Here is a 12,641-nt window from a genome sequence, read left to right as displayed (position 1 = left end):
TCGTAGGCAACTGCGCGACGTTGCGCAGGATTAACCTGTCAATTTGCTCAGCTCAGCGCCGCAAACGCAGTCCGTTCAAAAGCCATCAGTTCTTCCGTCCGTCCGTCGCGTATCTTCAGCAGCCACTGCGGATCCTGAAGCAGCGCCCGCCCCGCCGCGACGAGATCGAACTCCTCGCGATCGAGGCGGCGGATCAACTCGTCGAGGGATGCCGGACGGGAGCTCTCTCCGCCGTACGCTGCGATGAACTCGCCGGTCAGGCCGACCGATCCGACCGAGATCGTCGGCACACCCGTCACCTTCTTGGCCCACCCCGCGAAGTTCAAATCCGAGCCATCAAACTCGGGCTCCCAGAAGCGCCGCTGTGAGCAATGCAGAACGTCAACTCCGGCGTCGACCAATGGTCTTAGCCACTCTTCCAGCGCCCGAGGCGTGTCGGCGAGCTTCACCTCATAGTCCTGCTGCTTCCACTGGCTGATCCGCAGCAGTATCGGATAGTCTGGTCCCACGGCTTGGCGCACCGCGTGGACGATATCAGCGGCAAACCGGGCCCGGCCTGGCAGATCCTTGCCTCCATAGGCATCCTCGCGGCGATTGGTACCTTCCCAAAAGAACTGGTCGATCAGATAACCGTGCGCCCCATGCAATTCGACGGCATCAAACCCCAGGCGCCTCGCGGCAAGCGCGGCATCGGCGAACGCGCGAATAGCGTCCGCGATATCCTCTTCGCTCATCGGCTCCCCGAACTTCTTCTCGGGTCGAGCCAGACCAGACGGGCTGTCGTAGGCTGCAGGAGGCGACCAATTCTGGGCACGCGTGCGGACGGCCCCGACGTGCCATAGCTGCGGCGCCATGAGGCCCCCCGCACCATGCACCTCGTCTACCACGCGCCGCCACCCGGCCAACTCCTTCTCGCCATGAAAGCGGGGAACATTCGGATCGTTCAGGGATGCCGGACGATCCACGCCGGTCCCCTCCGATATGATGAACCCAACTGCTCCTTCGGCACGGCGGCGGTAATACTGCGCGACGTCTTCGGTTGGAATTCCGCCCGGCGAAAACGAGCGGGTCATCGGCGCCATCACGACCCGGTTCGGCAGGTTCAGGCCTTTCAGCTTGAAAGGCCGGAAAAGAACGTCGCTGGACATTGGTCCTCCATAGTTCGGCTGGTCGCCTTGCGGGCGCAGATCACCCGCATTGCGCCTTCAAACGGCCAATTCACTTGGTCTCGGCGCTGAGTACGTTACCGAATTGCTCCCACGTGGTGCCATTCCAACGCTGCAGTTGCAGCTGAGTGTACGCCATGCTGCTTTCCGGGCCCGTGTTGATCGTAGCGCCCGGCATGAGAGTGGGAAGCGACAGCCCGCGTATGCTCCGCGATTGCTTGACGATATTCTCGCGTGAGAGATCGTTGCCGCACTGCTTGAGCACCTGCTCCAGGATCTGTCCCTGCTGGGTACCAAACAGATAATTGTTATCGCCAATATCGGCGCCCGGCAGGTATTTGGCAAAGAAGTCGCGGTACCACTTCATGCCGGGATCGTCGGCCCACTTCTTGTCATTCGGGTCCTTGAAGATGGTCGCAGCGACTATGCCTATGGCCTTCTCCGGTCCCGCCGGGACGATGGTCGACGACACGGAGCTCGAAACGAGATTGATCAGGAACAGCGGCTTCCAACCGATCTCGTCGACTTTCTTGATGGCCTGCGCTGCGAATTTTGGCGTGCCGGCCACCAAAAAGGCCTCTGCGCCTGACGACTTCAGCGACACGACGTGAGAATCAATGGTCGGCTCGGTCACCTCGTAGGAGGACACGACGACTTTCTTGTCGAAATCGTCCTTCAGGTAGCCCTTGAATGCGTTGACGAAGTCCTTACCCAAATCGTCGTTCTGATACAGGATGGCAATCTTCGCGTCCGGACGGGTCTGGGTGATGTACTTCGCGTAGATCCGTCCCTCGGTGTCGTAGCTCGGCAATCCAGTCGTGGTCATCGGAAATTCAGCGAAATTCGTGAATTTGGTGACTCCGCTCACGACAAACAGATGGGGTACTTTCTTCGCGTTGACGTACCTGATGGTGGCGCTGATGCCGGGCGTGCCCAACGGACCGAACAGGAAGGCAACCTCATCGCTCTCGATGAGTTTTCTGGTCTGCTCTACCGTCTTGGGAGGGCTGTAACCATCATCGTAGGTGCGAGATTGATTTTCCGTCCGTTGATGCCGCCACGCTCGTTGAGCGAATTGACGTAGGCGATCATGCCCTTTCCGGTGTTGCCGAGCGGGGAGGCGGGGCCGCTAAACGGAAAGGTCGCCCCTATCTTCACCTCGGATTCGGTGACCCCCGGCGTTTCCGCACGAGCCGACGCGCCCCCTACAGATACCGCGAGCGCAGTCGCAATGATGATCTTCCCAAACATCGACATCTCTCCTCCCGGCGACGGCTCGCGCCGCTTCTCGATTTCTTCTCCCAGCGATCCAAGCTTGTTCTGAACGCCCTGGTTATCTTCCCTGCATGCGTCAGACCGCAGCCGCCACATCGGACCTGGTTGCGACCGCCGGCGCGGTCGCCATCTCGCGCAATTTGTGTTTGAGTATCTTGCCGGTGGAGGCCGATGGCAGAGCCTCGAGCACGATCACCTCGGTCGGACGCTTGTACGATGCGAGCTGTTGAGCCGAGTACGACTTCAGGTCCTCGGCGCTGAGGCGTGCGCCGGGAAGAAGCTGCACGAACGCGACGACCTCCTCGTTGCCGTCGACCGATCGTCCAACGACGGCCGATTGCACAACCTTGTCGTGCGAGTTCAGCACAGCCTCCACCTCGGCGGGGTAAACGTTGAAGCCGGAGCGGATGATCAGTTCCTTGGTGCGGCCGGCGATATACAGATGCCCCTCGCCGTTGACCCGGGCGAGGTCCCCCGTGTTGAACCATCCCTGGTGGTCGATCGCGGCCGCCGTCAATTCCGGAGCGCGATAGTAGCCGAGCATTACATTGGGGCCCCGGACGTGCAATTCGCCGACCTCACCGGTCGCGACTTTGTTGCCTTGCATGTCCACGATCCGGTGCTCGATACCGGGAAGAAAGGGGCCAACTGACTCGTCTGTGACAGGATGCTCTGAACGGACACCCGACAAGCCCGGAGAGCATTCGGTGATGCCGTAATTGTTCAAGAGCGGGATTCCAAACTCGTCCTCGATCCGCTTTTTCAGATCGAGGTCGAGGGGAGCGCCGGCGACAGACATGAGCCGCAACCTGCCCCGTTCGAGCCGTTGGATACACTTGACAGCCTTGTATTCTAGCAAACGCTGATATGTGGCGGGCACGCCGAACAGGCTCGTAATACCCTCCTCGGCTATGGCATGTGCCAGCGCAGCCGGGTCGGCCTTGGCTACGACGTGCAGGGTGCTGCCATGCATCAGCGTTGCAATCAGCAGAATCGAATAGCCGACGATGTGGGACATTGGCAGCACACCATAGATGCGGTCGGCCGGATCGTTCTTGCGCAGCAGCCCCGAAACCCTCCCGGTGAAGAGGAGGTTGCGGTGGCTCAACATGACTCCCTTCGGGGCACCGGTCGTGCCCGATGTGTAAAGAAGACCCGCAATCTGCCGCGCGCCATCCTTCTCGACCGGCTCCGGCTTCGCATCGGCATTGAGAGGACCGATGCCAATTCCGCCAAACGGCCCCACGGCGCTGATCTTGGCCCCGATGCGGCTGGCGTGATTGGCGGCTTCCTTCGAGAGCGCCGCGTTGAACAGCACGCGCCTGGCGCCGCTGTGCGTGCCGATCTGGTCGATCTCCCGGGCCGAGAGGCGGGGATTGACCGCGATGCCCCACGCATCGAGCTTGCTGGTCGCAAAGAGCATCGCGCCCAGAGCCACGCTGTTCTCGCTCGCAATCATCACGCGATCGCCGGGCCTGATCCCCAAACCGGAAAGATCGTTCGCCGCAGCGTCGACGGCTTCCGAGAACTGGCGGTAACTCCACGAACGCCCGCCTTCCACGAAGGCCGGATGATCCGGGATGTCCCGCACGAAGGGCGCGTAGACCTCGTGTACCCTGGACGGCAGTCCATCCAGCAACTCGGCCGCAGTGATATCGTCCACGCTCCTCATGCCGTCCTCCCTGGTGCTGTGTTTTTGAGAGCGCAGAGCGGCCCGCTTCGAACGGGAGGGTCCGCACTGTCACTCCATCTGCCGATCAGTAAATCGTTCCAAAACAGAACTGTCAACACGAACGACTGTGCAACACGCCTCAGATACCAGTTCTGTTGGTGCAATGCCATAATTCCTATTTGGAATTTTTATCTCTCGGCGGAGATCGTTCGGTGAATCCGCAAGGTGGCACCGGCTCGAAAGAGCAGAGTGCCCGTTCGAACGGAGCTGCGGTGATCAGTGCTCGGAGTCTGCTGATCCTGGTTCCAACGCTTGCGCTACCGCTCAGGTTTGAGAAGCTTCTGTCGGGACTTGGCATGCGTTCGTCGGGTTGAGAGTTCGCGCCTCCAGACTCACCATTTCTCGACCCACGGCCGGAGCACGACTTCGAACGCCCAGGTCGACCGATGCTGCCGATGAAGCTGCAGATAGGTTTTCGCGATGTGGTCGGGGTCGGCCATATTGTCCTCGACAGTCGTCCCTGCCAGCCGATGCGCGCGAGTGCCGTCCTCCTGGGTCCAGCCGATCGCGGCGTCGATCGGCACACTCGCTATGTGGACGCCCTGCGGCATCAGTTCTCTTGCCATGCTTTGCGCGAGTGCGGACTTGGCATGACATGCCATTGCAAACGCGCCACTTGAGGGGAAGCCCTTGAGCGCCGCGCTGGCGTTCGTGAAGATGATCGTTCCTCTCGCGCCGTTGCCGTCGGGTTCATTTCCGAGCATGAGCCGAGCTGCTTGTTGACCGACCAAAAACGCGCTGAACGCCGCGTTTCGAAGGGTTGCGAGCACCATGACCGGGTCGGCTTCGATCACGTTCTTGCGGAAAATGCCGGGAACCCGGCCGTCGATGTTGTGAACGACAAGCCTTGGCGTTCCGATGTCTTGAACGACATTATCGAACAGCCGTGCCACGGCTGCCGGTTCGCTTGCATCGCAGGCGTACCGGCGCACGCCAGACGTCTTCTCGAGAGTTTCAAGCACCGCTTTTTCGGGATTCCTGGCTGCAACACCGACACGCATGCCGCTTTCCGCGAACAGCCTGGCGCAACTCGAGCTGATACCCGGGCCGCCGCCGACAATGAGAGCAACAAGCTGGGCGGAAGTCTGGGTGTCGCGGTTGGATTGAGTCATGTTACTGCCTCCGATGCGTTTGGTGACCTATTGCTTCACTGCAGTGACGACATTGTCCTTCGCGCCCGGCATCGCAATTCACTCAGCGGGTTTCACCTGTAACTGGGAGAACGTTTCTCAATGAAAGCTCGCACGGCTTCGGCGTGTTGCGTAGTCCCTGCCGCAAGTACCATCCGCTCGGCCTCCTGATCCAATGACGTCAGGAAATCAGCCGACAGCGCAAGATCCAGATTATCCTTGATAGAGGCAAATGCGCTCCCCGGACCGTTCGCCAACATCCTTGCCACTGCAAATGCTTCCTGTTGCAGTTCAGAATCGGACACCACGCGATTTACCAGCCCCAGTGCCTCACAACGGCGTGCATCGAGCCGTTCGGACAAATACATGAGTTCGCGAGCACGCGACGTTCCGGCCAACCGGGTCAATAGCCACGAAATGCCGTAATCGCCGGTCAGCGCAATCTTGGCGTACCCAGTCGTCATGATGGCGGATTCGGCTGCAATACGAATGTCACAAGCGAGCGCGATGGCAAGTCCGGCGCCAGCCGCCGCTCCCGGCAAAGCCGCGATGGTGGGCTTGCGCACCGAGACAAGTACGCCGGTGAGGGTTCGCTGACGATCCCTTAATCGCTCGACCTTCTCGCTGACTGACATGGCCGGTGCTGCAGTGTTGCTGCCCATCCCTTTGACGTCGCCGCCCGAACAGAAGGCGGTACCCGCGCCGGTAATCAGCAATGCTCCGACGTCCGGATCGTCACCGTTGCGCTTGATCATCCGACGCAACGCCGGCGTGAGATGATCGGACAGCGAATTTCGTGCCGCCGGTCGGTTCAAAGTGATCACGGCGACGCGGTCCCGAATCACACACAGCAGTTCGTCCGTTCCGGTATCGATTGAGATTGATTCATCCGCCATGTCATGTCCTTTCAAGTTTCGCGCAGAGCTCTCCAAATGACGAAGCGCGCACTACGGGTGATCGTTCTCGCGTCAGCCAGGGACTACCAATTTTCGCGGAATGGCCGCAGCTCGGTAAGAAACGACCAGGCCGATCGGCCCTGACCGTAGAGATGAAATAGTTCTTCAGCGATCGCTTCAGGCCTGATGAAAACTTCATCTGGTTTGTCGCTCATCCGCGCGCGCATACGAGGGGTGTCGATCACGGCGTCGATGAGGACATAAAAGACGTGGACGCCGAGAGGTCCCACCTCACGCGCAATCGATTCAGCCAGAATGCGCTGCGCCGCCTTTGTCGGCGCGAAGCCGGCGAAATTGGCTTTGCCCCGGATCGACGACGTGTTTCCGGTCACCAGGATAGCGCCCTTGCCTCGGTCGATCATGTCAGGAGCCACTTCGCGCGCGAGGTACAACAAGCCCATTACGTTGACCTCGAAATTGCCCTTGAGCATCTTCGGATCGATCTCGCGAAAACTGCCCCAGCCGCCTCCTACTGCGTTGTGAATGAGAACCTCGGCCGCGCCAAAGCGGTGCTTTATATCGCAGACCGCGGCATGCACTTGGCCCTCATCTGAGACGTCGCAGGTCACCGCGTGCACGTCCGGGAGCTCTTGCGCAAGGCGATTGATGAGCTCCGCTGATCGAGCGAGCGCCATGACACGGAACCCGCCAGCGGAGAAGCGCCTGACGATGGCAGCTCCCGTGCCGGGCCCCACCCCCGTCACGATCGCGATCGGTTTCTCGGTCATTTGACGCTCCCTTCGAGCTATTGTGCGGCTGCTCTCATATGAATTCGCTCGGACTGCGACTGATAGGCGGCCGCTTCCTGCGCAGACACCAGGGCCAGACGAACCGCAACATTCTTGTGGTAGGGCGTACCGGCAATGGGATCGCGGTTACCACTCTCTGTGAGCAGATTGATACGTGGCCCGTTGATCAGTCGCTCTCCGTCGGACGCGGGGTACGCCTGACCGTAGCCGTGCGGGAGCGCGAGCTGCCCATTCCGCATGCCGTCGTCGACCTTACAGCGCACCACGAGCCGCCCGACCATCGACTCAACGGCGACCCAGTCGCCATCCTTCGCGCCCAACTCGCTCAAGTCGCTCGAATTGATCAACAAGGCGCCGTCCGGATCTTCGCGACGCCACGCGGGATCGCGAAAGATCTGGTTGGCATTGAACATACGGCGGCCACCAGCCGCCAGCATGAACGGGAACTCCTTTGGCGCGCCCGCGGCTTGCGGATCGAGACGCGCCAACCATTCCAACATCTGCGGGACGACCAGCCGGACCTTGCGATCCGAATGGCCGATCAATGACCAGACCTCGTCATAGTCGTGGCGTGTAATGGCCGTGCCCTGCCGGGCGGACACGATCGTATCGAACAGGAGGTCGCCGAGCTGATCATCCGCCACGTCGTCCGATGCGCCGATCGCCCGCCGCACCGCTTGCGGTGTTCGTTTCGCGCAAGCCAGTGCCGCGCTCCACATAGGCGCCGCGGCCGCCGTACCATCCGGAAGCGTCTGCCCCAGCGTATGGTAGAGCACAAGGGCAGGCACTGCCGCAGGGTTTTCCCCGATGAAAGCACGAAAGGCCGCGGCGAATTCCGGTCGCGAGCGCCGTGCTATCTCGCGCAGCGGCGCGAGCACATTATCGCCCGGCAGAAGCCCCAGGGCGACGGCCAGCCGCGTGTAGATCTCAGGCTCCGGCAAGGTGCCGGCAAGCGGCGGCAAGGCAGCCGCACGAACCTGGAAATAGTTCGTCGGAAACTCGAAGTTGAACAGGGTAAACTCTGTCTTCTCAAATTGCGAAGACGCCGGGAGAACGTAGTGCGCGAGCCGCGCGGTTTCGGTCATCGCAACGTCGACCACGACGCATAGGTCGAGCGAGCGTAACGCACGTTCTACCGCCTCGGTGTTTGCCGCCGTATTGGCAGGGTTGGAACTGTCGATCCAGACGCAACACAACCGGTCGGGATGGTCATTGAGCACCGCTTCAGGGAAGATGTTGGGAGGCAACAGGCCCCCAATAATCGCGTCGCCAGTCGGCGCGAACGTCTGGTTCGGTGAATTGCCCCACAGAGGTTGAAGCCAGCTATGCAATTGGTTTGTACCTTTTCGGCCGAAATTTCCGGAAAGCATGATCAAGAGCTTCTCGAGATAGGAGTTGAGTGTCGAGTTGATGCCTTGCTGAATGCCGAGCTCGACCCGCACCACCATGGCCTTCGCGGCCGCAATCATCGCGGCGCAACGCTCCAGATCCGCAATCGAGATATCGGCAGCGGCGGCCCATTCTTCGACAGGGATGTTCAGCAGCGCCTGCTTCACGTCCGCGAAGCCGATCGTGTGCTCCTGAATGAAGGCATGGTCGATCCTGTCGGAACGGATTAGCGTTGCCAGCAATGCGCCAAGGAGAAACGAGTCGGTGCCGGGGCGGACCGCGAGATGCAGATCCGCCATTTCCGCGGTTTCGGTTCGCCGGGGATCAATGACGATCAGCTTGCGTTCGGGATCCTTGCGAATTTGATTGAGATGATCGCGCGCATTGGGGAAGCCGTGGGCGATCCACGGATTTGCACCGATGACAAGCAGAAGATCGCAATGATGGACATCCTCGGCGGTGTGACACGTCTGGCTGCCGAACATGTGGCCATTGACCCAGAAGTCGCCGGTCTTCTCCTGCGAAAGGGCGTTGAACACGCTGCGCGAACCCAGCGCGCGCAATAATCCGCTGGCATAGGCGCCGCCGGCGTGGTTGCCCTGCCCGCCACCGCCGTAAAGGGCAATAGTCTTTCCGCCATGCTTGTCCACGATCTCGCGCAGCCGCGCCGCGATTTCCGCGATCGCCACGTCCCACTCGATTTCGTCGAAGCCTCCGTCCGCGCGCCGACGTAACGGCTTGGTCAGCCGATCCTTGTGATGGGCATAATAGGGAATCCGGGTCGCCTTGTTGCAGAGATAGCCCTGTGATTTCGGGCTCGAACGGTCGCCTCGCACTTTCTCGAGGCGCTCGTTGTTCACGAACACCTCGATCCCGCAATTGATGTAACACAGGTTGCAGGCTGTTTTGAGCCACTTGCCGGCCGTCATCGTGACCTCCCTGGTATTGTTATTTGTCGCAGCGCATCGTCGTTGTCGCCCGACGCCGAGGCTTTTGAGTCCGGCCACTGGCAGTCATGCGTCCCGCAGCGAGAATTCCGTCGGAAAGCTTCCCAGCACCAACAGCACGCGACAGCACGATTGATCCAACCAACGTTGCGATAGCGCCGGTCGCGATTTGGCGGGCCTGTCGAGGCGGCTGATCGGGAAGCAGTTCGACAAAGACGTCGATCATCTTCTCCAGCTTGTCGGCAAACGCCTGCTGCTCGCTCGAGCCCGATCGAGCGATATCGACAGCCAGGGTTGGAAGGGCGCAACCATGTTTGGGATTGTCTCGATGCCGCGGACTCAGATAGTCGGCAATCAAGGTCTCGAAGCGTTCGCCGTTGGCCGTGTCGTGCGTCAGCTTTTTCCAGCGCTCGGTCGTTTGGTCCATTGCAAAGGCGATCGCCTCGCCAACAAGCGCCTCACGCGACTCGAAATGATTGTAGAAGCCGCCATGCGTCAGACCCGCAAGCTTCATCAAATCGATGACGCTAAGCCCTTTGGCGCCCTTCTGGCGCAAACCGTAAGAGGCATTTTCGACTATCCGACGGTGAGTCCGACGCCTGTGGTTTTCTCCGTAGCGCATCGCCACTCCGTTGCAAGCTCCCAAGAGGACCGGCTGTGCAACCGTACTCGCCCCCGGAACAATTCTGGAACCGCGCTTCCTTGAAGCCTGCGGCAGGATTTCATTGCAATGCCCACCATCTTATATGACTATCATCATATAACAACAGGTATCAGCAGGAGAGTTCGCGATGGCCGCCGTTTCCGATCCCGTCGTCATTGTTTCCGCCGCTCGCACGCCACTTGGGCGGTTCATGGGCGAGTTGTCGTCCGTGAGCGCCCACAAGCTCGGCGCTCACGTGATTGGCGCGGCGCTGGAGCGGGCGAAGCTCGCGCCTGAAAGGATCGACGAAGTATTTATGGGCAATGTGCTGCCGGCCGGCCAGGGCCAGGCTCCGGCACGCCAAGCCGCCCGCGGCGCCAAGCTGCCTGACGCCACTGGCGCTACGACCGTTAACAAGGTCTGCGGTTCCGGCATGAAGGCGACTATGCTCGCGCACGATATCATCAACGCGAGATCAGCGGAGATCGTGTTGTCCGGAGGAATGGAGAGCATGAGCAATGCTCCCTATCTGCTGGCGAAAGCGAGGGGTGGGTATCGCGCTGGGCACGACCGGATCATCGATCACATGCTCATGGACGGGCTGGAGGACGCCTATGAGACCGGGCGCTCGATGGGCGATTTCGGCGAGGCGACTGCGGAGGCCTATCAATTCACCCGCAAGGACTAGGACGCCTACGCGATCGAGACGTTGACCCGCGCGCGCAAGGCGGTCGAGGGCGGCGCGTTTAAGGCCGAGATCGTGCCAATTACACTGTCCGAAAAGGCCGGGCCGCGGATCATCGCCAATGACGAGCACCCGCTAAAGGTCGATCCCGCCAAGATCCCGGGGCTGAAAGCCGCGTTCCGCGCCAACGGCACTATCACGCCGGCCGCCTCCTCCGCCAATGCCGACGGTGCCGCAGCCCTCATTCTCGCAAAGCGCTCGCTGGCGGATCGCGACGGCCTCCCTGTGCTGGCCGAGATCAAGGGCCACGCCACCCACAGTCAGGAGCCGCAATGGTTCACCACGGCGCCGATCCCGGCGATTCGCAACCTGTTGGACAAGGTCGGCTGGAGCGTCGGCGACGTCGATCTGTTCGAGATCAACGAGGCCTTTGCCGTGGTGGCGATGGCGGCGCAGAAGGATCTCGGCATCCCCAGGGAGAAGCTGAACGTCAATGGCGGCGCCTGTGCGCTCGGTCACCCCATCGGCGCCACCGGCGCTCGATTGATCGTGACGCTATTGCATGCGCTCGAAGCCCAAAACCTCAAGCGGGGGGTGGCTGCACTCTGCATCGGAGGCGGTGAGGCTACCGCCATCGCGGTTGAGCGCATTGTCCGCCGATAGGACGGACCATCTCTGTGAACGGCACGGCGAGCAGAGCGAACCGCGATGCTCGCCGCATTGTCTGCCTATTCCCTATTACCGCGAAAGATCAAATGGCTGACCAGTGCGAAGCAATCGAGTCCGCGCCGCCGAGTGTTAATATCTCCGGCGCGCTGCCGATTGCAATCCTTTCCCTCCTGGCCGCCATGGGAACGCTTGCGACCAACATTTTGCTGCCTTCGCTGCCTCAAATTGCGATCTCATTGAATGTCACGAGTGCGGCGGTCACGTCCGCCATCACCGCGTTTCTTGCAGTGTTTGGGGTAGGCCAGCTTCTGGTCGGACCGCTTTCGGATCGCTACGGAAGACGCTGGCCGGTCCTGATCGGATTTGCCGTGTTCTTTGGCGGCAGCATTTGGTGCGGTTTGGCCAACGATTTACCTAATCTCTTGGCCGGCCGCATCGTGCAGGCTGCCGGCGCTTGCGCGACATCCGTGCTGTCTCGCGCCATCGCCCGCGACATGTTCAGTGGCGCGGCGCTGGCACGCGCGATGGCGCTGATCATGATCGTGATGTCAGCAGCTCCTGGATTCTCGCCCCTGCTTGGTGGCGCACTCGATCATAGTTTTGGCTGGCGCTCCGAATTCGTGCTGGTCGCGGCCTTTGCCGCTTTTAGCGCAATTGCTTACAGCATTGTCCTTGGCGAAACCCACAATTCGACCCGCACGCCGCTCAATCCCCTCGCTATCGCAAAGACCTATGCTGGCCTGATTGGCGACCGTCGTTTCGCTATCCCAGCTGCGACCTCAAGCCTAATCATGGGCGGGTTGTTCTCGATGTTTTCGGCTGCACCGCGCTTGTTCATCGAAGCGCTGCGCTTCACGCCAATCCAGCTCGGTCTCTTCTTCGCCGGAACCGTCTTTATCGTATTCGCCGCCGGTATACTCGCAACGAGATTGGCACCACGCTACGGGCTCGATGGCCCGATCCGGGCAGGCTTGTGGGCGACGGCCGCCAGCAGCCTTGCGATCCTGCTCATCTCGATGGTCGACCCGACTTTCTTGCCATTTCTAGGCGCGATGAGCGTATTTCTCCTCGGCATGGGCATTGTCAGTCCATTAGCCACCGCGCGAGCGCTGTCTCCATTCGGGGAGAAAGCCGGCGCGGCGTCGGCGCTGCTCGGCTTCTCGCAAATGATGACTGCCGCAATCGGAGTATGGCTTGCCGCCACGGTGTCGCATCAAGCGATGTTGGCGCTAGGCATCGTGTTGAGCACGTTTTCGCTGCTGGCTCTTTGCCTGTACGCGCGGCGCCGGGGGTCTTGATT

General features: G+C 60.8%; 8 protein-coding genes and 2 pseudogenes. 2 read left to right on the top strand and 8 right to left on the bottom strand.

The features are described from left to right. Nucleotides 1-47: 47 nt before the first annotated feature. From AC0L3P_RS01150 to AC0L3P_RS01115, 8 genes and pseudogenes are all read right to left on the bottom strand, one after another. A complete protein-coding gene (locus AC0L3P_RS01150; protein WP_275168234.1) occupies nt 48-1,148 on the bottom strand; it encodes an NADH:flavin oxidoreductase in 1,101 nt (366 codons plus the stop codon). A 70-nt stretch (nt 1,149-1,218) separates the two neighbouring features. Then, nucleotides 1,219-2,417, bottom strand: a pseudogene (locus tag AC0L3P_RS01145) (ABC transporter substrate-binding protein). A gap of 100 nt (nt 2,418-2,517) precedes the next feature. Next, entirely contained in the window at nt 2,518-4,113 is a 1,596-nt protein-coding gene (locus AC0L3P_RS01140; protein ID WP_473300819.1) for a class I adenylate-forming enzyme family protein, read from the bottom strand. A gap of 392 nt (nt 4,114-4,505) precedes the next feature. Beyond that, nucleotides 4,506-5,285 carry an SDR family oxidoreductase gene (locus AC0L3P_RS01135; RefSeq protein WP_275168236.1) on the bottom strand — a complete coding sequence of 260 codons (780 nt, stop codon included), beginning with the start codon at nt 5,283-5,285 and terminating at the stop codon, nt 4,506-4,508. 92 nt (nt 5,286-5,377) lie between these two features. Continuing rightward, entirely contained in the window at nt 5,378-6,199 is an 822-nt protein-coding gene (locus AC0L3P_RS01130) for an enoyl-CoA hydratase-related protein (RefSeq protein WP_275168237.1), read from the bottom strand. A gap of 83 nt (nt 6,200-6,282) precedes the next feature. Next, a complete protein-coding gene (locus tag AC0L3P_RS01125; protein WP_275168238.1) occupies nt 6,283-6,987 on the bottom strand; it encodes an SDR family NAD(P)-dependent oxidoreductase in 705 nt (234 codons plus the stop codon). A gap of 17 nt (nt 6,988-7,004) precedes the next feature. Beyond that, complete coding sequence (locus tag AC0L3P_RS01120; RefSeq protein WP_473300818.1) at nt 7,005-9,326, bottom strand: molybdopterin-dependent oxidoreductase; 2,322 nt, start codon at nt 9,324-9,326, stop codon at nt 7,005-7,007. 19 nt (nt 9,327-9,345) lie between these two features. Continuing rightward, complete coding sequence (locus tag AC0L3P_RS01115) at nt 9,346-9,966, bottom strand: TetR/AcrR family transcriptional regulator (protein WP_275168409.1); 621 nt, start codon at nt 9,964-9,966, stop codon at nt 9,346-9,348. A gap of 169 nt (nt 9,967-10,135) precedes the next feature. Here AC0L3P_RS01115 and AC0L3P_RS01110 point away from each other — a divergent pair. Together AC0L3P_RS01110 and AC0L3P_RS01105 are read left to right on the top strand one after the other, a co-directional pair. Next, nucleotides 10,136-11,335, top strand: a pseudogene (locus AC0L3P_RS01110) (acetyl-CoA C-acyltransferase). 92 nt (nt 11,336-11,427) lie between these two features. Next, nucleotides 11,428-12,639: a multidrug effflux MFS transporter gene (locus tag AC0L3P_RS01105; RefSeq protein WP_473300817.1), complete on the top strand. Its 1,212-nt coding sequence runs from the start codon at nt 11,428-11,430 to the stop codon at nt 12,637-12,639. The last annotated feature ends 2 nt before the right edge of the window (nt 12,640-12,641 follow it).

The organism is Bradyrhizobium sp. WSM4874, from assembly GCF_055811835.1.
This window is presented reverse-complemented; position numbering and strand designations above follow the sequence as displayed.

Coding starts and splice junctions, on each gene's coding strand:
- AC0L3P_RS01150 (WP_275168234.1), bottom strand. CDS start 1,148: ATGTCCAGCGACGTTCTTTTCCGGCCTTTCAAGCTGAAAGGCCTGAAC.
- AC0L3P_RS01140 (WP_473300819.1), bottom strand. CDS start 4,113: ATGAGGAGCGTGGACGATATCACTGCGGCCGAGTTGCTGGATGGACTG.
- AC0L3P_RS01135 (WP_275168236.1), bottom strand. CDS start 5,285: ATGACTCAATCCAACCGCGACACCCAGACTTCCGCCCAGCTTGTTGCT.
- AC0L3P_RS01130 (WP_275168237.1), bottom strand. CDS start 6,199: ATGGCGGATGAATCAATCTCAATCGATACCGGAACGGACGAACTGCTG.
- AC0L3P_RS01125 (WP_275168238.1), bottom strand. CDS start 6,987: ATGACCGAGAAACCGATCGCGATCGTGACGGGGGTGGGGCCCGGCACG.
- AC0L3P_RS01120 (WP_473300818.1), bottom strand. CDS start 9,326: ATGACGGCCGGCAAGTGGCTCAAAACAGCCTGCAACCTGTGTTACATC.
- AC0L3P_RS01115 (WP_275168409.1), bottom strand. CDS start 9,966: ATGCGCTACGGAGAAAACCACAGGCGTCGGACTCACCGTCGGATAGTC.
- AC0L3P_RS01105 (WP_473300817.1), top strand. CDS start 11,428: ATGGCTGACCAGTGCGAAGCAATCGAGTCCGCGCCGCCGAGTGTTAAT.